A 21990-nucleotide genomic window follows, 5' to 3' on the forward strand; every position below is an offset into this window, starting at 1 on the left:
TTCCTATGAATGATTGCGCCGTCAGGCGTCGTTGACGATGAGGCCCGGGTGGGTCGCGGCGAGCGCGTCCGTCACCTTCAGCACCTCAGACAGATGCTCACGCGTCGCCGCCTCGGTGCGGGCGACATCGCCGGCGCGGATCGCCGCCAGTATGGCCTTGTGCTGGGTGATCAGCGTATCGACGGGCGTCACGTTGGGCAGGCTGAGGAAGCGCAGCCGGTCGAACTGCGCCTTCTCCCGCTCCACCACGTCCCAGATGCTGCCGGCGTCGATGCCGTCCGCGAGGGTGCGGTGGAAGGCATCGTCGGCGGTGGTGAAGCGCTCGGGGATATCGCGGGCCACCTCCTGCTCGGCAATCACCTCGTCCAGGGTGCGCAGCCGTGCGGGAGAGAGGCCATGCTCGGCGGCGTGACGCACGATGGCCACTTCCATGGCCTCGCGCACGAACCGCGCCCGCTTCACCGCCCGCAGCGAGATGCGGGTGATGAAGGTGCCGCGCTGTGGCAGCACCTCGATCAGCCCCTCGTCCACCAGGCGGAACAGCGCCTCGCGCACCGGTGTGCGGCTGGTGCCGAAGCGGCGGGCCAGCTCGTTCTCCGACATGCGGGCACCGGGCATCAGCCGCAGTGCGATGATGTCCTGCCGGATCTCCGCCTGGATCGCCGCGACGCTCGCGGGTCCGGCGAAAGCCCGCACCTCGCCCCGCGCGGCGTCCATCACGCGTCCCAGCCGAGGTGGCTCAGGAAGTCGCGGGTGCGGGTGGCGTGCGGCGCGTCGAAGATCTGCTTCGGCGGTCCCTGCTCGATGACCTCGCCGCGCTCGAACACCACCACATGGTCGGCGACCCGGCGGGCGAACGTCATCTCGTGGGTCACCACGATCATGGTCATGCCGTCGTCGGCGAGCGCCTTCATCACGTTCAGCACCTCGCCGATGGTCTCGGGGTCGAGGGCGGAGGTGGGCTCATCGAACAACATCACCTCCGGCTCCATGGCCAGCGCCCGGGCGATCGCCACGCGCTGCTGCTGGCCGCCGGAGAGGTTGGCCGGATAATTCCCCATCTTGTCGGCGAGGCCGACCTTGACCAGCAGCTTCTCGGCCCGCTGGCGGCAGTCCTTGTCCGCGAGGCGCAGCACCGTGGACGGCCCGATCATCACGTTCTCAAGGGCGGTCTTGTGGGGGAACAGCTCGAAATTCTGGAACACCATGCCCATGCGCTGGCGCACCTTGCGGATGGACGCGGCGTCCTTCGGCAGCGGCACGCCATCGAACAGGATCTCGCCGCCGTCCATGGTCTCCAGCGCATTGGTACAGCGCAGCAGCGTGGACTTGCCCGAGCCGGAGGGGCCGATGAGGCACACCACCTGCTGGCGCTTCACGTCCAGGGACACCCCGTTCAGGGCGACGAATTCGCCGTAGAGCTTGCGGACATCCCGATACTTCAGCACGACGTCCGGGAGCGCCTGCGGCGCGACAGAGGAAGGTGTCATTCCGTTACCCCGAACTTCTGGCGGATCCAGTCCGCGATCTTGGCCTGCGGATAGCCCAGCAGCCAGTAGATGGCCGCCATGGCGGTCAGCATCTCCAGCACCCGGAACGTCTGCGAGCGGATCTGCATGGCGGTGTGGGCAAGGTCGCCCACGGCGATGACGGACACCAGCGAGGTGTCCTTGAACAGCGTGACCCAGGTGGTGGCGAGCACCGGCAGCACGCGGCGCAGGGCCTGGGGCAGGATGATCTTGCGGAACGCCTGCCCCTCGCTCATGCCGAGCGCCAGCGCCGCCTCGGACTGCCCCTTGCGGATCGACTTGATGCCGGAGCGGAATGTCTCGGAATTGTACGCCGTGTTGTTCAGCGACAAGGCGACGAGCCCGGTGACGAAGGGCGAGAAGCTGAGGTCCAGCACCACGGGCATCACATAGAAGGCCCAGTAGACCACCAGCAGGATGGGAATGTTGCGAAACAGCTCCACGAAACAGGTGGCGAGGAACGCCACCGGCTTCAACCGCGATTCCCGCAGCATCGCCACGCCGATGCCGCACGGTACGGCGATCGCCATGGTGAGCACGGTGAGGCCGATGGTGACCAGCGCGCCGTGAAAGAGAAGCCCGGCGCTGGCGGGGACGATGGACCAATCGAGGTTCATGACCGCCCCAGGAAGGAAATGCGCTGGTAGACCATGTCTACGATGCGGGTGAGCGGGAAGATGACGAGGAAGTAGACGAACATCACCGTGGTGAAGACCTCCACTGGCGCATAGCTCTGAGCGGCCACCGTATCCGCGCGGCGCATCAGCTCGGGCACGGCGATGACGGTGGAGATGGCGGTGTCCTTCACCGCCAGCGACAGCAGGTTGCCGAAGGCCGGCATCATGCGCACGAACGCCTGGGGCAACACGATCTTGCGCACCACCTGGGCCATCGACATGCCCAGCGCCAGCCCGGCGCGCAACTGCCCCGGACGCACAGATTCTATCCCCGCGCGCACCACCTCCGCCACATAGGCGGCGAGGTGGAAGGAGAGCGCGAACATGGCCGACCAGAAGGGCGGCAGGTTCACCCCGGTGGCGATGGGCAGGGCGAAATAGATCCACACCAGCACCACCAGCACCGGAATGGCGCGCATTGAGTCGATGTAGAAGACGAGCGGGATGCGCACCCAGGCCGGCCCATAGCGCCTGCCGAGCGCCACCAGCGTGCCGAACATGAAGGCCCAAAGCGCCACGCCGAAGGCGAGCTGGAGGGTGACCCAGAGCCCGCTGAGCAGGAACTGCCAGCTATCCAGGATCGGGGCGAGATTCAATTCCATGAATGCCTGTGCCGGATGCAATTTCGAAGGTGACGGCCCCGGCACGCGCCGGGCGGATTCCCTCCCCCACAAGCGGGAGAGGGAGTTACGTTTCCCCTGAGAAGGCGCTCCTCACATGGTCGAGACGATCTTCTCTTCCTCGGCCATCAGCGCGGGCAGCATGGGCTTGGTGACAGCCTGGAGCCACGCCAGGAATTCCGGCTGGTTCTTGTCGATCGCGAGGCCGATCTCGGTGGCCGCCTCGGTGCTCTCCTGGCAATTGGCGCCCTTGGGCAGCGCCATCAGGCCCTTCACCTTGCGGTTCAGCGCCACCCACGGGATGCGGTTGATGGGGGTGACGTCGGCGCGCTTGGCCATGATCTCTTCGACCGGCGCGGCGGTGCCGGCGCTGGTGACGCCGCGCAGCTTGGCCTTCGGGAAGCGCTCCTTCGCCCAGTTCTCCTCACCGCCGCCGGTGAAGTAGGCGATGGTCACGTCCTCGCGGTTGAAGTCGTCGATGGAGGTGGCGTTGGCGACCTTGGGATTGTCGGCGCGGCCGAACACGCACAGCGCGGTCTTGGAATAGGTGACGAAATCCACCACCTGTTGGCGGGCCTTGGTCACCGAGAGCGGGGACACGGTGATGTCCACCTGGTTGGAGGCCAGCACCGGCACCTTGGTCTCGTGCGACACCGGCACGGCCACCAGCTTCACGCCCAGGCGCTTGGCGAAGTCGTTCACCAGCGTCCAGGCCGGGCCGGACCACGCCTCGCCGGAGCCCGTGGTGTTCTCCACCAGCCACGGCGGATTGGCGAGCACGCCAACGCGCAACTGGCCGGCCTTCTTGATGGCATCGATGCGGGCGCTGGTGCCCGGAGCGGGAACGGCAACGTCCTGGGCGAAGGCGGCGCCCACCGACAGGCTGACGCCCAGGGCAGCCACGCCTAAGAGATTGATAATTCTACCGAAACCCATGGTATCTCCTCCGACTACGGCCTTAAGCCTGTTCAGCCGGAAACCCGGCCCGGCCCTGACTTGCACTCTAGTATACAAATTGAAACCCAGATCAAGACCGATGTCGGAGACCGCCCTCGCCACGCTGCGTGCCGGGAGCCGGAGAGGAGACGCTGCTGTGCGGGGCCATTTGGCAAGGTTACCGCCGAAGAGATCGGCCGGCCGGCCACCCCCAACATTCACATCGGCAGCCGATCGGGCTCGCCCTGGGGCTTCTCGCCATTGTGGGCCAAGACTTCCTGGTGATGACGACCGCGGACGGCCTTTCGGCCCTGCCACATCGCCCAACTGAGGGAGGCAGATCCAAAGGGAGGGGGAGCATTGAGATGAGGACGTCTGGCTCCTGCAGCCCACCACCAACATCGTCGCTGCCAGAAAAGTAGACCTTCCCAAGGCCCGCGATGGGTCAGCCCCGGACGCCGCAGCCGCTTCGCGCGACAACAGGATGGATCAGATTCCAAGGAGCGGCGTTGCTGCAGTCTCTCAGGCACAATCAGGTGCCGGGATTTCCAGAGGCAGCCGACGTGCGCAAATCGACACGCATCTTCGTCCTGACCGCTGTCATCGAGGTCCTGCTCCTTGCCGGAGCGGCCTACATGCTCATGCAGGTCACATCCGGCGCTTGGCGGACATTCGATCAGGCCGACGCAGTCAATCGCATTCTGACTGTGATGGGCGCGGCCGTTGGCGGCGTGGGCGGCGTGATGCTGTTCCTCGGGTTCTTTCTTCGGTCCAAGGGCGAGTAGATCGCGACGTCATTTGGATTTCGGAAAGGGGCGCGTGGAGGGATGCCTGCCTGGAAGCATTCGCGCCCTCCCCTCCCGCAGATGCACGTCAGCTCATACTTCTACAGTTAAGAGGTATGAGCCGGCAGGGAATGGGAGTGCGACGTCTCGGAAAAAGTATCCCGCCACGACCGATGTGAACTCGTTGAATCCACCCCGAGTCCGAACGTCCGAAACGTTGGCGGGAATGGTGGCACTATAGCTGAAGCGCCTAACTCTCAACACTGGACGGATTGCACCGAAAGTGTGGCGACCGGCGAATCCCTCGCCTTGATCGCGAGTCGGCCAGGAAAGCAGTCGCCCCCTTACTAACCGACTTTAGCCCCCGTGGCTAAATGGTGGCTAAACGCGAATGCGCCAGAGCCGCCACCCGAAGGCGGCAGTCTCGCAAGTCGCTGATATCTATGAGAAAAACTGGAGCGGGCGATGGGAACCGCACTCGCCAGATATCGCGTTGAAATTGCTATCTTTTTTTATCGCTAAAATTTTTTATGCCCACGTTAGTGCCTACATTTTTCACGGCTGCTCACGCGCGCGAGGTTCCCTTTCAAAGGCTGTGAGGTGCGAAGCTGACCGAATAGGGCAAGGGACCTACAACGGAAAGCGGGAACTCCAGGGGAACACATAGCTGGCCTCAGCGCTATCACCCCGTGAAGATCGCGACCTTCAACGTCAATGGCATAAACGGCCGACTGCCGGTCCTGCTTCGGTGGCTATCGGAAGCTGAGCCGGACGTCGTTTGTCTTCAGGAATTGAAGGCGCCGGATGCCAAATTTCCCGCAGCGGCTTTGGAGAAAGCTGGCTACGGTGCCCTCTGGCATGGCCAGCAGCGGTGGAATGGGGTCGCCATTCTGGCCCGAGGCGCCACTCCCGTTGAGACCAGGCGCGGCCTCCCTGGGGATAAAGACGACACGCATAGCCGCTACATAGAGGCAGCAGTGAGCGGGGTCCTGATCGGATGCCTCTATCTTCCCAATGGCAATCCGGCACCCGGGCCCAAGCTCGACTACAAGCTTCGGTGGTTCACCCGCCTGGCCGAGCACGCGAGCAGCCTGCTGGCCACAGGAGCACCAGTGGTTCTGGCCGGCGACTACAACGTGATGCCCACCGAGTTAGACGTCTACAAGCCTGAGCGCTGGGTTGATGATGCACTGTTTCGGCCGGAGGTGCGTGCGGCGTTCAGGGGCGTGACCGACCAGGGGTGGGTCGATGCCATTCGTGCCCTGCACCCCAAGGAGCGAATCTACACATTCTGGGACTATTTTCGGAACGCATGGGCACGCGATGCTGGCCTTCGGCTCGACCACCTTCTGCTCAGCCCTTCTCTTTGTCCGCGCCTTCTGTCCGCTGGGGTCGATCGCGATGTTCGTGGCTGGGAGCACGCGAGCGACCACGCACCCGCCTGGGTCGAGCTTTCCGCAGAGCCGCCTCGCAGGCCGCGCCAGGGCCTCTCTCCTGCTCGCCGCACTTCCCATAAGGCTATTTGAGGTACGCAATTCTGTGATCGGGCACCTGCAAGCGCCGACCTAAAATGGCCAGCCGCCCCTCATAGAAATAACGACTTCAAATTGCGCAGATCTAGGTGTCGCAACGATTCTCTTGACATTTATGTGGTATTATGATACAATCATGAGGGCGGAGTTCGCCGCCTCCTTTTCGGAGACCCCTTATGACAAACAAGTCCAACGTGACGCCGATGAACTCTGCCAAGGCCGGCGCCGGCAAGACGAAAGCCGCTGCCAGTGCTGCGCGCAAAGATCCTACGATTGCCAGTCAGGCGGTGAAGCCTGCCGTCGAAAATGCCGAAGCGTCTGCGGCGGCCGTCAGCGGCCAGGCAAAGGCCGATGCGCCGTCGGCCGCTGTGAATGTGACGCCGGCCGCGGGCGGCGTGCCTGAGGCCTCGGAAGCCAATAGCGGCAGCACGTCGATACTGCCGCAGGCCGAGAAGGCCTCGATGATGGAGAGCGAACTGTTTCTCGTCCCATGGCAGGTCGTGGCCATCGGGCAGATCGTTCTTGTCGCTGACAATTCGGACGGCGAGTTCGAGGGGTGGTGGCCCGCTCGGCTCATCGCCAGCGCCGGTGACGACTTCGTCTACGAATGGGTCGACTACGAGGTGATGGGCACCTTCCACGTCAACTACAAGGACATCGCCTTGCTCTTCCCAGCGTTCGCCCGCTGAGACCGCCGGAGGGCGCTGCGTGGCAGCGCCCTCTCCCACTTCGACGGGGTGAGGACACCGATATGGGAAAACGAAACAGGCGACGTCATGGGCAATATGCGCGCGAAGGTGCAAAGCGAGATGCGGCGCTGATCCGAGACTGCATCACCTATGCTCAGGCCTTGGCGGCACTCAAGGCTGGCCACGATGCCGACCCCGACCCGGACGGTCAGTATGCCGACGAGCTTGGCGGCGCGGCGACGTGCAACAGCGTCGAGACGCTTGGGCGGCTGGCGATCCTGTCGGCCGCGACGCCGATCAGCTTGCAGGCAAAGGCACGGGTCGTCCCTTTGCTGCTCGCCCACTGCCATGGCGTGTTGGAAGCGACGGAAGAGGCTTTTCTGAAGCGCTTCGCGGACGATGTGCGGTGCTATCTCCAGCCGCGGATTCGACCTAACCGTTCGGCAGCAGAACGGTGGGGCCAATAGGCCAGCTTACTTGGTCTTCAGACGCGGGGCGCGCTTGCGCTCCGTGGCTGGAGGGCGAAGCTCTTCATCCTCCTCGAACAGCGCCTGAAGCTTCACGCCCAGGGCCTGCGCCGCGTGCCAGGCCGTGAGAACGGTTGGATTGCGGCGGCCGCCTTCGAGGCTGCTCACGTAGGCTCGGTCCACGCCCATCTTTACGGCCACATCCTCCTGAGACAGACCGGCCGCAAGCCGCAGCCTTCTGACATTGATCCCGATGAGTTGCCGCGCATCCAACATGAAGCGCATGCGGCGTTATTGTGCACTGTTGTGCTACGTATTATAGTGCACGTTACAAACGGGGCGTGGGTGCAATCGAGCCATGCTGAAGCGATCAATCAGGCCTTCTTACGCCCCCGGCGTAACGGCTCAGGCGGGCTGGAACCCTCCATCGGAGCGCGGATGAGGTCGGAGACGGGGACCTGCAATATCTCGGCAAGACGGTCCATGAGATCGATAGTCGGGTTCTCTGTCTGCCGCTCGATGCCCCCGAGATATGCGCGGTCGATCCCGGCATCGGCAGCCAGGCGCTCTTGGGAAAGCCCCCGCTCCACCCGCAGGGCTCTCACGTTCCAGGCCAGCAGTGCGCGTCCTTTCATGGGAACGCATGGTCGGTAAATATATGCCTATCAAACCACTGGCTATAGCCATCATAAATAACTAGCCTTACGGCAACGCTATCGGCGAACAGGGCGCCTCTTCGAATGACACGTCTTCTCATCCCCCTCGCGGCAGCGGGGCTTCTAGGCTTGACTCTCGTCCTCCCAGCGACAGCCCAAGCTCAGGTCGAGTTCGGCTACAAAGACCGCATCTTCAAACTCAAATACTACCTGCCCGAAAGCATGGATCTCGTGCAGTCGCGGCTTGTCGATCTGGCGACGACGCTGAACGGGTGGAGCGGCGCGGCAGCAAGCCCGCGTACCATTGAAGAGATCGGAGGCATGTGCCTGGAAACCTTCATCGAAGCGGTGAAGCCGACGCCATCGCCAAGTCCCCTGGAAGCCAAGATCGACGATTTGCTTCGGCAGCGGGCCGAGGTGTCACAGGGTCAAACCACTGGTGTGCCGAGCTTTGCGCCACTCGCCATCCCTGCCACCTCATGCGAGCAGCAGGTTCGCCTCTTTGCACAGGCATTCGAGGATTCACTCTCGACCGACGATCAACTGGCGGGTCTGGCCAAGGAGACACGTCGGCGATTTTCTGATCAATGGATGAAGACAAGCGATCTGCGCGATGCGGGGATGCGGCTTGCTGCGGACCGCCTGGCCGAGATTGTTGCACGTAGCACTCGGCTGATGCGAGCGGGCGTGGACGCGCCGGCGGATGTTCGTACTCTGTTACAAAATGGCCTAACCCGCCGGCTTTTGACGTCTCTGGCAGCCCAGCAGCCATTCGAGGCGATCAATGCCAACCTGACCGCGCTCGAAAATGCGACGGCCACGACACTCTCGGTCATGGTCGGAGATGCGATCCGCGAAAGGGAGGAAATGCAGAGGCTGGCTGCGGCTAACAAAGCCATGCTTTCCCGAGCGAACCAGCAGTTGAGCGCATTGATGAGCGTCGAGTTAGCGCGGGCAAAGCTGAAGGCAGCGGAGCGCCAGCTGATCGATATGCGTAGCCGGACCGCTCGCCAACTTTCGCCATTTGGCGCGTGGGTGCCATCGGTTCCGAATGCCGTGCCGCCAAGCGCTGTGAATTCGGCAGCGGAATACGTGAAGGTCGCGCGAGCGGAACTGGCCAGTGCAACAGCTGCAGCGCGCGCAATAGCACCGGCGCCCGATCCACGTTTCACGCAAAACCCCACACTGGTAGCGCAACTAAGGCCCAGGGACGCAGAGTTTAAGGCGTTCGAGAACCGTTTTATCAGGTGCTGGAGTGCGAACGGGCAGGTGGATCCAGGGATCTCCGCGACAGTTCAGGTTTACCTGAATAAGGACGGGACGCTGGTCCACGCTCCGATGTTGATCGGGGGGGACACTGGGCCGCGCAATGACGTTGACGGATTGTTCAAAGTGGCGTCGAAAGCCATCACGGCTTTGATAGAATGCCAGCCGTACGCCGTGTTTAATCCCGATGGCTATGAGGCTTGGAAGACTTTCGCCATACCATTTGGCGCATTGGGGGCCACCGAAGCGGCTACCCCGAGTCCCGCCACGTCCTCTGTCGGCACCTGCGAAATCGACCAGACGTGTCGGGTGGTCGAAAAGACAGTGTTCTGCAAAAGCTTCAACGACCTGAAGGCGGTGTTGGAGAAGCCCGTCGGGGCAGAGCGTAGAAAACTACTAACGACACTGAAGGCGCGTGGCAGCTGCTCGCTCCTTGAGGTCGATACATCGCTGACCACCTCCGGTTCCAGCCGACAGGTAACTCCTGCAGATGAACCACCGGTGGAGCTTGTGCTGGGTAGCCTCGCGGGCGGCGAGAGGGGCTTCGTTCTGAAGAGTGCTCTCGCATCTCTATCGCCCCCTCCCGAAGAAGAAGGGTCAAAACAACCGCCTGCGCAAACGCGTAAAACAGACGCGCAGCCCTCTCCGACGGAAGCTATCCCCCCGCAGAACGCCGCGATTCCATCCGCAGCCAATGCAGGCATTCCAACATCCGAGCAGGAAGCCTTCCGTGACAAGGTAAAGCAGTGCTGGAAGATGCCGCACGTCAAGGACAACACGATGTACGCCTACGTCGTGCTGCGGCTGAATCCCGACGGCACCTTAATCGGGTCGCCACTACTCAGCGACCGTTATCAACAGACGGCTGATAAGCGGGGCTTCAAGGCCTTTGTAGAGAGTGCATTTCAAGCGCTCGTCGAGTGTCAACCCTACACGATGTTCAGCCCCGATAATTACGGCAGCTGGAAAGAACTAGAGCCTCGCTTCTTTCCAGGCATGCTCAAGCGCGGCTGATAGACGAACACGCCGGTCGTGCGCGGCGGTGCTTCCAATACAGATTTTCCAACCCCCTCTAAAGGAGAACATCATGCGTGGCCTTATGTACATATTCGCCGTACTCGCATTTGCCATCGGCGCTCTAATGGCCGCCATCAGCAAATCCGATATCCAGCTCGGCATGAGCGTCACCGGGTTCATCGGCAGTTTCGTCCTGCTTGGCCTCGGCCACTTGATGGGAATAGTCAACAAATGAAAGGCGCCGCACTGGTCTCGTGCTTCATCAGCAGCCTGCTGACGATACCGGCGGTGGCGCAAGTTGAACGCAGCTCAGGCGGATGGGCCTGCTTCGACAGCATGCATGACCTGCTCAACTATCAAACGGATGGAACTGTCCGCTTGAACAATATCAGCCTGCGGGAAGGCAGGGACGTGATGTTTGACGTTCCCCAGATCACCTTCAAGGCATCGATCGCCAATCGAAGCGATACCGACATCGTGGCGTCTGTAGAACTGGTGGGAAGCAGCGGCAACTCGTCATTGTTCGCACTCTCCGCCGAGCCTCTTATGGGCACTGTAAGGGCGGGATAACTGAAAGAAATAATGAGCACGCTGTACGTCGAGAAGAATACGCTTTCCCGCACCGACGGCGGCTGCGTCAAGATCACGGTCTTCCCCGTCAAGTCAAATGTACCCTGAATGAGGCGATACACTAATCGCTGGATAAATTATTAACGTATTGACTGTTTGGAATTGCTGCAAGACGCAACCACTAAGCTAACAAGGTCTACCCTCATGAAAATCTGGCTCGTAGACCCCTCCACGGGCGCCGTCAAGCATGCGCCGGCGTCGCGGCACTGGGTGATGCAACGTATCGCTCTTCAGCTAGCGCTATCCGCAGCTCTTCTTATTCTCAACGAAGCGATACCGCGCTTGAGACACGGAGCACCGGAGTTGCTGCGCGAGCTGGCCTTTCTCGCGGTCATTCTCGCTACGATCGTTCGCCCTTTCTTTATCGCGCGCCGCCACGGCAAGTCGCTCTTTATGCGTGGCTGGCGCTTTGCCGACCCCGCTAGCCTTGATGCCCGGTGGGCTCTAGCCGAATGGCAACTCCAGTACACGCCATCACCCACAGCCGGCGCTGCCACGCCCACAGCGCGGCCCGCTCCTCTCGCGAATTTCCTACACGACGAGAGCGTCTCCCCTTCGGGCGGATTATCGGCGAGCCCTCAAACATCACCTTCACCACTTCACACCAGCATGGGGGACACTATGAAGATCATGTTGCATAATCCGAGGACCGGAGCACTCAAATCGATCAAAGTCGGCTTTAGTTGGACGCTGCTATTATTCTCAAGCTTCTTCGGGGTCCCACTCTTTATGCGCGGCCTCTATGGTTGGGCTATTTTCTTCTTGGTAAAGCCGATTGTGTCAACGTTCATTTTTTATGGAATGCATTTCCCCACCAAAGATGCTGACACGGCCGCAACCGTCCTCAGCTGGATCATTGAATTGGGGTTGGCCCTTTTCATCGCTATCAAGGGCAACAAATTCACCGCGTTGAACATGCTCGGGAAGGGCTGGACCTTCGCAAGCCCGGACGCCATCGAGACCCAATTCGCAAAGCGTAAGTGGGGTCTGATGTGAATTGACCTCCAGATGGCTCCGACATGCCCCGTGGCGGATTACTTTAGTCCGTGACGGGGAATCTTTTTGCGAACGGATTCCGAAAGGCGGTGAGCATGGTGCACGACGTCCTGGGACTTCAGAGGCCGGTCTGTACAATCGATTTCGAGGCCAGTTCAGTGGACGAATGCGGCTACCCGATAGAGGTGGGCATTGAAGTCTGGCCGGCGCCGAATGAGCCCATCGTCGGCTGGTCCACCCTTATTAGCCCGACGGAAGAGTGGCGGGAGTTCGGGTGTTGGGGCGATGAGGCCGCGATGGTCCACGGGATAACGCCCGAACAAGTTGAAGGAGGTGCACTCCCGCACATGGCAGCGGCGGAATTAAATGCTCGTCTGGGACGCGGCCTCGTGTGGTGTGATGGAGGTGCGTTCGATCAGCACTGGCTAGGCGAGCTGTTCGAGGCGGCGAACATGCAGCCGACATTCACGTTGCGCGATTGGCACGTTTTCCTCCAGGGCATCCCTCCGGACGCTCGCACGACAGCACTGAAGCTAGCCGAAAGCAGCCCCCGCACACATCGCGCACGAGCAGACGCTGAGGTGCTCCTGCATATCTTATCTTGCGGGTCGCAGAAGGGGGGAACTTGATCGGACTGTCGAGACTGGTATCTCGCTGATCGGCCTCGCGAGGTAGCGTGTGATCACGGGCCGAGAGCGCTGGGCAAAAGCGGTCTGTCCAGATGATCCATCGTGCTTTGGTGCGCATCGTCCGGGACGGGCGTTGGCGGTCTAATTACTTAAGCTATCGTTGTGAATCCCAGAACCTCCCCAAATCGAACAGCGTGGCTTGGCGGGGGTTCCCTTTTAGTCAGGAGGTGAACGATGCAGAACATTTAGCCGATGGCAGGCGGGCGCCCATGGAGCGGGGATAGCAGCCCTAGCCATCGACTTTCGGTGCGATGTTGGCTTTGGTCGTCATCACAGCGACCGCATTATGATAAGTCGAGGCTCGCGCTTGAATGAATATCTTCCGAAAGGCCGGAAGACGTTCTCTGCCTTTTAAAAAAAGGCCTCTTGCATATGCGGTTCACTAGGGCACGTCGTTAGCCGGTATTGAGCTGGCGTGCTGCCGCTTCAGCGGTGTCTTCTGGACGCGTGTTGAATGCGATTTTTGCGCCGGGTGCTGCTTTGTGAACGGAGTTGACCACCATCTCGAACAGGGCCAAGCTCTTTGGCGGAATCCTAAGGCCTCCACCGATCACGACGCAGTCATAGGCAGCCTCCTTCAGCTTTTTTTCAAGCATATCGCGCCCGGCTTCATCGGGTGTGATCATGCAAGTGTCACCTTTCCATCCGCGTTCTCCGATCTTCGCCACGGCTACGGCAATGCCAGCGTTAATCTTCTCCGCATCGAAACCTGGCGGCAAAGCCGGGTCGGAGAAGTCTACGGTTTCGGGCTTTTGACCGACGAACAATATATGCGTCATATGTTTTATCCGCCATTCGGTCGCATTCACGACTAGCCAAGTACTTAGCGATGTCGGTTCCAGGTCATTCGAGCCGCTTTTAGCATGTCAGCGCCATTTCCGCCATCCGACCCATTTGGGAAATCACGTTTGTGTTGCGAGCAGCAAGATAGACACGATTCAAGCTCACGAACCGGGGCCTCGAATCACGAGATACGAACTCACGAACTATGAGTTGACTGCCATCAGGCCGTTCCTTCCGAACAAGCCGCGCGGCGTGCCGAGGGTGGACGCTGGCGGGGTCCTCAAGGCATTTTCTGGATACCGCGGTCGGGAGCGCCATGGCGCGATCTGTGGGAGAACTTTGGGCCTCACACGACCTGCTAAAACCGGTTTGTTCGTTGGCGGAAGGCTGTCGCTGGCACCACGCAGCGGTTCTCGGCGCCCAGCCGCCGCTGCCAATGCGGTATCCAAGTTTTGCGTACACTGGTGACGCCGGTGTCGGGGGCTTCCGGCGATCTCAAATGTTCGATCGGTGTTGGCATGCCCTAGGTCAGGCGAACGAATTCGATGGTGCCGCCGATGTTGCGCGCGACCGGAGTTGGGCGGTCAGGGTCGGCACGGCCCTATCGGCGCCCACAGCATCGTGCCGCGCGGTTCGCGACGACGCGGCCATGTGGTTTGTCATTCCCGTCAATGTGTCGTTGCGATACAACTCCGTTCGATTTCAAGAACGAACAATAGGCACCGACACGATGAAAACGCTGAGTTTGATTTTGCTCTGCAATGCCATGACCATTTCTGTCGCCTCCGCTCAGGCGCCCGACATGAAAGGTGATTGGGTCGGCAAGACCAATACGATCGTCGCCGGCGTGGGTGGCCCGCACTGGCCGGACAGCAAGGGCACATGGGCAAAGCCTTTGCTGGCGCAGCGGGACATCACGCTCCGCATTGTCGGTCAGGACGACCGCCGCTTCTGGGGCGAGAGCGTCATTGCCGGCGACGCGGCCTCGGGCGGCGCGGTGACGTCAGAACCCTTCATCGGAACCCTCTCAAAAGGTGGCGACAGGGTGATGATGACGGACACGGACGGCTATTTTCTCGGTGACCTGTCCGGCACCACGCTTTCCTATTGTTATCTTCAGGCCGGCGCCCGGCAGGTCAATGATAAGCCGGCCGTCGCGACCTGCAACGATGTGACGAAACGCTGATTGCTTCCCTGCGGCGGCGGCCCCGCCTCCCCCTTGGGTGAGGCGGGCTTTGCTGCTTCAGTCCATGCAGGCGCGTGCATCATTCTCGCAGGATGCTCCGACGGACCCCACAGCTTGGCCTGCCGACCGGATCGAACGTGATCGGCCGGCACAGATGCCGTCTCCCAGTCATTCTGAACCTGAATGTCTCGTCTCATGGCCCGGCTGATGACAGAGCCCGCTCCACTCGCCTGGCTTGAACGTCGGTCCTGGCATATCTGGCTTGTCGTCGGCCTCGTCTCTATGGGCGCTTTTATCGGGCAACTCGACGCCACGATCGTCCAACTCGCTTTGCCAACTCTTGGGCACCAGTTCGATGTGTCGCTTCAGCATGTGAGTTGGATCGCGCTTTCGTATCTCGCGGCCTTCGTTGCCTTTCTGCCGATCTGCGGCCGCCTGTGCGAAATGTTTGGCCGCAAGACGCTGTATATCTTCGGGTACCTTATCTTCATCGCCGCCAGCGCCCTGTGCGGCTTTGCGTCCAGTTTTGAGCAACTGGTGATCTTCCGCTTTCTGCAGGGGGTGGGCGGGTCGCTCCTCGGCGCCAACAGCATTTCGATCCTGGTTAAAACGGTCTCGCCGGCGCAGCGAGGACGGGCACTTGGCTTGTTTGCGGCGGCTCAGGCGGTGGGCATGAGCGCGGGCCCGGTACTGGGCGGGCTTCTGCTCGCGACGCTCGGATGGCAATGGATCTTCTGGCTCACCGTGCCTTTCGGCGCGCTGGCCGTTGTCCTTGGCTGGCTGGCCCTGCCTCGTAGCACCGACACGCAGCCGAACCGCGCCTTCGACTGGGGTGGGTCCCTGATGATCGGGCCGGCTCTGATCCTGACCGTGACTGTGCTCAACTATGTCTCCACCTGGGGGCTGGGCTCCCCCGCGACGCTCGGTAGCCTCGCCATGGCCGCCCTGTTGCTCGGGCTGCTGGTGCGGCGCGAGCGCACCTTCGCTGCGCCGCTGATCGATCCTGCCCTGTTCCGGAGCTGGTCGTTTTGCAGCGCTGCGGCCGGGGTGACGCTTGGCTACGCGCTGCTGTTCGGCATGTTCTTTCTCATGTCCTTCGCGCAGGGACACGGCTTCGGTGAGCCACCCGGTACGGCCGGCCTGCACCTCGCCATCATTCCAGTCTCCATCGGGCTGACGGCTCCGTTCAGCAACATGGTGAAGGAGCGACTAGGCGGGCGCTGGGTCGGTCTGGCGGGCATGGCGCTGAGCCTGTTGGCCGTTGCTCTGCTGTTTGCCACGCTCGGACGGGTCGAGGATCATCGTGTTTTCGACGGCATCGCCTATGCCCTGTTCGGCGCCGGCATCGGCCTCTTCATCGCCCCCAACAATCAGGTGGCAATTGCGGCTGTACCGCCGGCCTTGTCGGGCCCCGCCGGTTCGCTGCTCAACCTCATGCGCGCGTTGGGAACCAGTCTCGGCGTTGCCGGCGGCGCGACCATGCTGGCGTTGAATCTGGACAGCACCGATGGGGTACCACGCACATGGCTTTCTTCCAGCGGCACCGACATGGTCATCGCGGTCCGCCACACCCTGCCGCTGCTCGCAGGCATTGCTGTGCTGGCCGGCGTGGCAGCGTGGTTTGCCGCACGGAAGATGGCGTATCTCGACAGGCGCCCCACGGCGACGTCCGCCAAGGTTGGCTGATCGATCAATGCAAGGGGTCGGGCAATTGGGTGGCGTTTGAGAGGACGTGTTGCACCGATGTTGTTGAAAAAGTGGGAGCACCACCACGGGAGAGGGCGGCGAAGGCCATAATCTCATCTGGTCCCGCCGCCGCAGCGGACTGAGACCGGGCACCTCAAGAAACCCAGCTCGGCCGAGCGGGGTTTCTTCATGATCAGCGTTGTCAGCGAGCCATCGCCACGGGAATACAACCAACTTTCTATTGTCAGGCAATAGGGTTGGGATCAGCCGTCTGTGCCGCGTTGCTGGGCGAGGGCCATGGCGAATACGCCGTTTCCAACGCTCCAGTCCGAATAGTCATTTTCGTGCATGAAAATGAAAATGTCCTTGGGGGACACGGCTGCATTCGCCTCCAGGTTCCTCGCAATCGCGGCATAGAGGGAGCGCTTCATGGCATCGCTTCTCCCTCTGCGCATGGTGATCTCCACGGTGATCAACTCACTTGAACGAGCGATTCCGTTGAAACCACGGTCAAAAAAGAACTCTCCATCCCGATACTCGGTCACGAGGTTGAACAGTTCGTCCTTGGGCATCCCGATGCTTTCGACCAGAGCGTCATGAATGCCTTGTACAATATTCATCTTGCGGGCGGGCTCAGTTCCTTGGGGCAATGCGGTTCTAACAAATGGCATGGTACGACCTCAGTTCTTGATGACGGCACCATTTATCACAGACAACTCATTGAATATATTGACATATTGGCAGCTTTATTGTGACTATAACTCACATGAGAAGTCGCAAGAACATACCTGTCGCAGCGCTCCGCGCCTTTGAAGCCGCTGCGCGCCATGGCCAGCTTACGGCAGCCGCCGAGGAACTCGCCGTGACCCATGGGGCGATCAGCCGGCATGTCAGCCATCTTGAGGCATTCATCGGCACGCAGCTTTTCGAGGGTGCTCGCAATCGCCCGAAACTGACGGCGGAAGGCCGCGTGTTCGGCTTCGCACTAACTGCAGCGTTCGACCAGATAGAGGACGCGCTCCGCATTGTAGGGAAGGGTGATGACCACATTCTGGATGTGGCGTGCCTCAGCACTTTCGCCATGCGGTGGCTTATTCCGCGCCTTTACGATTTTGCCACGAAGTATCCGCAGTATGATGTGCGCCTTGCAACTGATGATCGCCCCCCACGCACGCAGATCGATGTTCACATATCGGTTCTATCTCCAGGCGATCCAATGCCGGATAATGCCTCCCTCTTGTTTCAGGAGAAATTGGGGATGATCGTTGCGCCGTCGGTTGCTGAAGCAAATGTGAATGGACGCAGAGCTTATACTGTCAATTATCCTCGACTGGAAACACGAACACGCCCTCGCGTCTGGCACGAGTGGTCGCGCCTCACGCGGGAGGATGAGCCGGATATGCCCTCCGCAACCAGAATTTTTGACCACTATCACCTCACTATCGAGGCTGCTCTGAGTGGCCTCGGTGCCGCAATAGCGCCATGGCATCTGGTCGCGGGAGACGTAGCATCTGGTCGGTTGATTGCGCCTTATGGATTCCTGCATAGCGATTATCGGTATGTCGTAAAGGTAGCTCGCCCTGGTCGTCGCAAGACAGAACATTTCGTCAAGTGGCTGAAAGAAGCAATCGCTGCGTTTCCAGAGCAGTAATCAGCGAGGTTTATACAGCGGCCGCCCAAGCGTCTGTTTGGAACCTCGGATGCCGTAGGATTCCAGAGGCCGGGATTATGATTCAAGCTCTGGATTTGGACACCAGAGCACCGAGGCCGAATGGCCAGGATCGCCGGGAAAACGAAGCGCGATCCGTCGGATCTGACGCATGAGGAAAGGGAGCCGACGGCGCCGCTGATGCCGCTTCTACAGAGCCCCAGCTTAAGCGCCTTGCATCCCTCATCAGGAACCGCTTCGCCGACGAATGGATCGCGAACGATGAAATCGCAAACCCAGCGGTGCAGAGTGCGATGCAACGGCTCCCCGAGCTTAGAAACCGCGCAGCGGCTCTCCTAAGGGCGGGCACATCCCTTCCCGATGCGGTCCGGATTCCTTTAGACGACGGCACTCTCGCGGCGCGCGTTCGAGGGAGAGCTTCTCTCTCGATGAGGCGGAATTCCAAACCGACATCGTCGCACCGCCGGTCAAGCCGCCGCTGCGCGCGACGACCACCGTTCCACCACCTCACATCACCATGGGGAATACGATGAAAGTCATGCTGCACAATCCCAACACCGGGGACATGAAGGCCATCAAGGTTGGCTGGAGCTGGACGCTATTTTTCTTCGCGTGGTTCCTCAGCGTTCCGCTGTTCCTGCGCCGCCTTACGGCTGGGCGATCTTCTTCATACTGCTACCTTTCGCCTGCACGATCATCCTGAATGGAGTGCACTTTCAAAGCGACGAGGCAGAGCTAGTAGCGGTCATTGGAAGCGTGATCATGCAGTTCGCGCTTTACGTTTTCACCGTGGCGAAGGGCAATGAGTTGGCTGCCCGCAAGCTCATCCGGAAAGGTTGGAAGTTTGCCCAGCCGGATGCCGTTGACGCGCAATATGCTAAGCGCAGGTGGGGTGTGTCTGACCTCCCGTTATAAGCATACTTACGGCCGAGACCGTTGTTTAACCGCCGTCTCCAATCCGACCTGATCCTCAAGTCGATCCCGGAAGCCCGCGCTGGTAACTCTGGGCGGCAGCTGTCGCCATAGGACTTAGGCTGCTTCTTCGATTTTGGGCGAACAAGCCTGTCCCTGGGACGCCCTCCGGCGCGTCTTCCTCATCCTCGGCAAGCCGAAGGGTCATGGCCAGAGAATAGACGGCATAAAGAACCTTACGATCGCGCAGCTCATCGGCGCTGAGGGCCAAAAACGCCGCCACCACAGTCGCCTCGCTTTTTACCTTAGGACACTCGCGCCTTCCAAACTCACGCGGGGCTAAGGGGCCAGATGGAATTATTATGTATCGCGTGATACAGAACGGCTGTAGACTGATAGTTAGCCGGGGAGGATGCAAACGTGGCTCGGCCGAGAGAATTCAACACAACCAAGGCCCTGCAAGCCGCCGTCATGTGTTTCTGGGAGCAGGGATATGAGGCGACTTCCATGCGAGACCTGACGGATCGCATGGGAATTAGTGGGCCGAGTCTCTATGCCGCGTTTGGTCACAAACGCAGCCTGTTTACACACGTGCTTGAGCTTTATTTTCAAACCTTCACTTGTGACCGTATCGTTCGGCTGGAGGCTGCGCTCCCCGCGCGCGCGCGCCCAGGCGCGTTTCTCGCGGAGGTCATTGAAAATTCCACGCGGGATATACAACAGCGCGGATGCCTTCTTGTTAACACGGCGATCGAGGTTGCACCGCACGACGCTAAAATAAGCGAAATTGTCCGCGCTCACCTGGAGCAGGTCCGTGCGTTCTTCGAGCGCAGTCTCGTTGCTGCCCGTTCTTCCAGAGCCATTCTGCCGGATGTTGATTGCGTGCAGGCTGCCGATCATTTGATGGCTGTCCTGATTGGAATTCGCGTTCTGGCGCGCACCAAGCCGCTTCGAGAGCAGCTCACCAGCATCGCCACAACAGCGCTGGCTCCCTTGATGCTAGGTGACACGGTCGTCTGCCAAGGCGATGCCGTCATCAACAGCTCGATGAATCAAGGAACGTACAATTAAGGGAAGTCGCTATGTCGATGAAACTCGATGCCGGCCATATGTTTCCGAGTATTCCGGTGTCCCTCGTGTCCGGCGGTCAGGCTAATGCAGCAGAGATGTCGGGCTGGCGCATGCTGGTCGTCTATCGCGGCAAACACTGCCCGCTTTGCAAGAAGTACTTCCAGACACTCGACAGTATGGCTGATGAGTTCAAAGCTCTGGGCGTTTCTATGCTCGCTGTTTCGGCTGATACGAAGGAGAAGGCCGAAGCGGATGTCGCCGAGCAGCGCTGGCGCTTTCCGGTAGGCTACGGCCTCTCGCTCAATCAGATGCGGGCGCTTGGGCTCTATGTCTCAGAGCCCCGCTCGCCGCAGGAGACCGACCGCCCGTTCGCCGAACCTGGATTGTTCGTGGTTGATCCGGGCGGCAAGGCACACATCATCGAAATATCCAATGCGCCGTTTGCTCGGCCTGATCTCACTGGCATCCTCAACGGGATAAAAATTATCCAGTAACGGAACTATCCGGTAAGAGGGACCATGACCTGAACAAGTAAGGTCGCGTGGATTCTGTCTGGAGCTCAGACATTTATGCAGTCACCAGGCCGCTAAAGCGAGTGTAAAATCGCTGCGGAAAGCCAAATTTAAAACCCATAGGGGGGGGGGGAGAATAATGAGTAGCCATAGCGTGAGCGCACAGGAGGTCAAAGACATCAGTAGAGAGGGCGGTTTTCTGGCGAAACAACTTTATGTGGTATTCACGACGCCCACCAATGGGATGGGCCCCGTAATGGCCGCTCTCCAGAGCCACCTCGACTACCAGCGGCATTTGGAGAAGGCAGGCCTCATGTTCGCAGCGGGTCCCCATTGGTCGGACGACGAGCAACGGTGGGAGGGCGAGGGCATGGTGGTGGTGCGGGCATCGTCGCTATCCGAAGCCGACGCTATCGCGGCTGCCGATCCTATGCACGCGTGTGGCGCGCGCAGCTATCGGGTGCGCCACTGGCTGGTGAATGAAGGCACACTTACGGTGAAGCTCGATTTTTCATCTGGCCGCTTTGCGCTCGACTAAATCTGGCTGGGCTTACCAACTGTGCGTATTCCCGAAGAGTGATCTTTTCAAGGAAGAGCCCATGATTAAGGCGTTCGTCTTCGATGCTTACGGAACTCTTTATGACGTGCAGTCGGTCATAGGCTCTGCCGAAGCTGCATTCCCCGGACGCGGCGCACTTATAAGCCAGATCTGGCGACTAAAGCAATTGGAGTATAGCTGGTTGCGATCAATGATGCGGTATTATCAGAATTTCGAATCTATTACGCGACACTCTCTCGCTTACACGCTCGACGTCTTGGGCCAGAAGGCCGACGATGAAACGATCGACAAAATCGTTGAGTCCTACAATAGGTTGATCCCATACCCCGACTCCGGCGGCGCTTTGGCTGAGCTCGGAGAATATAAACTAGCTATTTTGTCTAATGGAAGCCCGCAGATGCTTAACGCGTTGGTCGGCAATTCCACCCTGGCACGCTACATAGACGTGGTCATCAGTGTGGACTCTAAGAAGGTATATAAGCCAGACCCGCGCGCCTATGAACTGGTCGAAGAGCATTTGGGTCTTTCGCCGGATGAAATAATATTCGTTTCGTCGAACGGCTTTGATGCGTGCGGCGCGAAGCGATTTGGGTTCCGTGTGGCGCAAATCAAGCGCATCCAAACAGACGAACCGCTTAAAATTGTTGACGGGCGCGCAGAGTTTTCGCCGATGGAAATGTTCAAGGCGCTGCGCATGCAGCAAGAAAACCTCGGTTGCAAGCCAGACTTCGTGATCTCTTCTCTTGCAGGTCTCGCAAGCCTGCCTTCAATCATTTCTCAAAATCGAGATTCTATTCCCTGCAATTGATCGGTTAGGCACGTATCGTATATCAAAGTGAGCCGAGCATCTAAATTAGCATTGGAAGCAATTGCGTTTTGAAATAGGCTCGATATTCGCGAGGCGATAAGATCAGAAATTGGAAATTTCGATCGAAGGGGTCTTATACCTTAATCAAAAATAGGAAGGAAACATAACAATGCCGAATATTACAATGCTCGACATCGAGGCGCTGCGGAGAACAAAGCTCGCTCCATATATCGATAAGTGTCTCCTGCACAGGGCGCCCGATCCCGGCTTTCACGCGATCATGGGGCACAATCTTGACCTATGCGAAGCGATGTT

Annotated in this window: 26 protein-coding genes and 1 pseudogene; 18 read left to right on the forward strand and 9 right to left on the reverse strand. The window is 60.0% G+C overall.

All coding sequences use genetic code 11. The annotated features are described in order from the left end of the window. Positions 1–21 precede the first annotated feature (21 nt). The 5 genes from ADADO0_RS08260 to ADADO0_RS08280 all read right to left on the reverse strand — a co-directional run bounded on the left by ADADO0_RS08260 (position 22) and on the right by ADADO0_RS08280 (position 3762). Positions 22–717, reverse strand: coding sequence for a GntR family transcriptional regulator (locus ADADO0_RS08260; RefSeq protein WP_511304642.1), 696 nt, complete (start codon positions 715–717; stop codon positions 22–24). Beyond that, positions 717–1490, reverse strand: a complete 774-nt coding sequence (locus tag ADADO0_RS08265) for an amino acid ABC transporter ATP-binding protein (protein ID WP_511304643.1) — start codon at positions 1488–1490, stop codon at positions 717–719. Before ADADO0_RS08265 ends, ADADO0_RS08260 begins: the two co-directional genes overlap by 1 nt. Then, on the reverse strand, positions 1487–2146 hold the full coding sequence (locus tag ADADO0_RS08270; protein WP_511304644.1) for an amino acid ABC transporter permease: 660 nt from the start codon (positions 2144–2146) through the stop codon (positions 1487–1489). The genes ADADO0_RS08265 and ADADO0_RS08270 overlap by 4 nt, the downstream gene beginning before the upstream one ends. After that, the gene (locus tag ADADO0_RS08275; RefSeq protein WP_511304645.1) at positions 2143–2808 is read right to left on the reverse strand and encodes an amino acid ABC transporter permease; all 666 of its coding nucleotides are present in this window, start codon (positions 2806–2808) and stop codon (positions 2143–2145) included. The genes ADADO0_RS08270 and ADADO0_RS08275 overlap by 4 nt, the downstream gene beginning before the upstream one ends. A gap of 111 nt (positions 2809–2919) precedes the next feature. Then, positions 2920–3762, reverse strand: a complete 843-nt coding sequence (locus tag ADADO0_RS08280) for a substrate-binding periplasmic protein (RefSeq protein ID WP_511304646.1) — start codon at positions 3760–3762, stop codon at positions 2920–2922. 509 nt (positions 3763–4271) lie between these two features. Here ADADO0_RS08280 and ADADO0_RS08285 point away from each other — a divergent pair. The 4 genes from ADADO0_RS08285 (at position 4272) to ADADO0_RS08300 (ending at position 7235) form a co-directional block, all read left to right on the forward strand. Then, positions 4272–4547 (forward strand): hypothetical protein, encoded by a 276-nt coding sequence (locus ADADO0_RS08285; RefSeq protein WP_511304647.1) that lies wholly within the window; start codon positions 4272–4274, stop codon positions 4545–4547. Between the two features lie 689 nt (positions 4548–5236). After that, complete coding sequence (locus ADADO0_RS08290; RefSeq protein ID WP_511304648.1) at positions 5237–6073, forward strand: exodeoxyribonuclease III; 837 nt, start codon at positions 5237–5239, stop codon at positions 6071–6073. Between the two features lie 182 nt (positions 6074–6255). Further along, entirely contained in the window at positions 6256–6768 is a 513-nt protein-coding gene (locus ADADO0_RS08295; protein WP_511304649.1) for a hypothetical protein, read from the forward strand. Between the two features lie 62 nt (positions 6769–6830). Further along, on the forward strand, positions 6831–7235 hold the full coding sequence (locus ADADO0_RS08300; protein ID WP_511304650.1) for a hypothetical protein: 405 nt from the start codon (positions 6831–6833) through the stop codon (positions 7233–7235). A gap of 6 nt (positions 7236–7241) precedes the next feature. On the opposite strand, the gene ADADO0_RS08305 is transcribed toward ADADO0_RS08300, so the two are convergent. Then, positions 7242–7520 carry a helix-turn-helix domain-containing protein gene (locus ADADO0_RS08305; RefSeq protein WP_511304651.1) on the reverse strand — a complete coding sequence of 93 codons (279 nt, stop codon included), beginning with the start codon at positions 7518–7520 and terminating at the stop codon, positions 7242–7244. A gap of 89 nt (positions 7521–7609) precedes the next feature. After that, complete coding sequence (locus tag ADADO0_RS08310) at positions 7610–7870, reverse strand: helix-turn-helix domain-containing protein (protein ID WP_511304652.1); 261 nt, start codon at positions 7868–7870, stop codon at positions 7610–7612. A 105-nt stretch (positions 7871–7975) separates the two neighbouring features. On the opposite strand from ADADO0_RS08310, the gene tolA reads away from it, so the two are divergent. The 5 genes from tolA to ADADO0_RS08335 all read left to right on the forward strand — a co-directional run bounded on the left by tolA (position 7976) and on the right by ADADO0_RS08335 (position 12429). Beyond that, entirely contained in the window at positions 7976–10171 is a 2196-nt protein-coding gene (gene tolA, locus ADADO0_RS08315; protein ID WP_511304653.1) for a cell envelope integrity protein TolA, read from the forward strand. Positions 10172–10244: 73 nt separating this feature from the next. After that, a complete protein-coding gene (locus ADADO0_RS08320; protein ID WP_511304654.1) occupies positions 10245–10409 on the forward strand; it encodes a hypothetical protein in 165 nt (54 codons plus the stop codon). After that, complete coding sequence (locus ADADO0_RS08325) at positions 10406–10744, forward strand: hypothetical protein (protein ID WP_511304655.1); 339 nt, start codon at positions 10406–10408, stop codon at positions 10742–10744. The genes ADADO0_RS08320 and ADADO0_RS08325 overlap by 4 nt, the downstream gene beginning before the upstream one ends. A gap of 204 nt (positions 10745–10948) precedes the next feature. Beyond that, complete coding sequence (locus ADADO0_RS08330; RefSeq protein ID WP_511304656.1) at positions 10949–11800, forward strand: hypothetical protein; 852 nt, start codon at positions 10949–10951, stop codon at positions 11798–11800. Between the two features lie 95 nt (positions 11801–11895). After that, positions 11896–12429: a 3'-5' exonuclease gene (locus ADADO0_RS08335; protein ID WP_511304657.1), complete on the forward strand. Its 534-nt coding sequence runs from the start codon at positions 11896–11898 to the stop codon at positions 12427–12429. A gap of 455 nt (positions 12430–12884) precedes the next feature. Here ADADO0_RS08335 and ADADO0_RS08340 read toward each other — a convergent pair whose 3' ends face one another. Next, positions 12885–13268, reverse strand: coding sequence for a hypothetical protein (locus ADADO0_RS08340; protein ID WP_511304658.1), 384 nt, complete (start codon positions 13266–13268; stop codon positions 12885–12887). Positions 13269–13452: 184 nt separating this feature from the next. Here ADADO0_RS08340 and ADADO0_RS08345 point away from each other — a divergent pair. From ADADO0_RS08345 to ADADO0_RS08355, 3 genes and pseudogenes are all read left to right on the forward strand, one after another. After that, positions 13453–13631: pseudogene (locus ADADO0_RS08345) on the forward strand (transposase); the annotation flags it as partial. Positions 13632–13921: 290 nt separating this feature from the next. Then, positions 13922–14458 (forward strand): hypothetical protein, encoded by a 537-nt coding sequence (locus ADADO0_RS08350; RefSeq protein ID WP_511304659.1) that lies wholly within the window; start codon positions 13922–13924, stop codon positions 14456–14458. Positions 14459–14641: 183 nt separating this feature from the next. After that, entirely contained in the window at positions 14642–16144 is a 1503-nt protein-coding gene (locus ADADO0_RS08355) for an MFS transporter (RefSeq protein WP_511304660.1), read from the forward strand. A gap of 263 nt (positions 16145–16407) precedes the next feature. Here ADADO0_RS08355 and ADADO0_RS08360 read toward each other — a convergent pair whose 3' ends face one another. Beyond that, positions 16408–16815: a tautomerase family protein gene (locus ADADO0_RS08360; protein WP_511304661.1), complete on the reverse strand. Its 408-nt coding sequence runs from the start codon at positions 16813–16815 to the stop codon at positions 16408–16410. Positions 16816–16910: 95 nt separating this feature from the next. Between ADADO0_RS08360 and ADADO0_RS08365 the strand changes: the two genes are divergently transcribed. The 6 genes from ADADO0_RS08365 to ADADO0_RS08390 all read left to right on the forward strand — a co-directional run bounded on the left by ADADO0_RS08365 (position 16911) and on the right by ADADO0_RS08390 (position 21675). After that, complete coding sequence (locus tag ADADO0_RS08365) at positions 16911–17795, forward strand: LysR family transcriptional regulator (protein WP_511304662.1); 885 nt, start codon at positions 16911–16913, stop codon at positions 17793–17795. Positions 17796–18342: 547 nt separating this feature from the next. Beyond that, positions 18343–18516: a hypothetical protein gene (locus tag ADADO0_RS08370; RefSeq protein WP_511304663.1), complete on the forward strand. Its 174-nt coding sequence runs from the start codon at positions 18343–18345 to the stop codon at positions 18514–18516. A 629-nt stretch (positions 18517–19145) separates the two neighbouring features. Next, positions 19146–19796, forward strand: coding sequence for a TetR/AcrR family transcriptional regulator (locus tag ADADO0_RS08375; RefSeq protein WP_511304664.1), 651 nt, complete (start codon positions 19146–19148; stop codon positions 19794–19796). 11 nt (positions 19797–19807) lie between these two features. Continuing rightward, positions 19808–20290, forward strand: a complete 483-nt coding sequence (locus ADADO0_RS08380) for a redoxin domain-containing protein (protein WP_511304665.1) — start codon at positions 19808–19810, stop codon at positions 20288–20290. Positions 20291–20447: 157 nt separating this feature from the next. Then, positions 20448–20846, forward strand: a complete 399-nt coding sequence (locus ADADO0_RS08385) for a YciI family protein (RefSeq protein ID WP_511304666.1) — start codon at positions 20448–20450, stop codon at positions 20844–20846. 61 nt (positions 20847–20907) lie between these two features. Beyond that, entirely contained in the window at positions 20908–21675 is a 768-nt protein-coding gene (locus ADADO0_RS08390; protein ID WP_511304667.1) for a haloacid dehalogenase type II, read from the forward strand. Positions 21676–21990 lie beyond the last annotated feature (315 nt).

It is taken from the genome of Aquabacter sp., from assembly GCF_965279295.1.
Lineage (GTDB): Bacteria > Pseudomonadota > Alphaproteobacteria > Rhizobiales > Xanthobacteraceae > Aquabacter.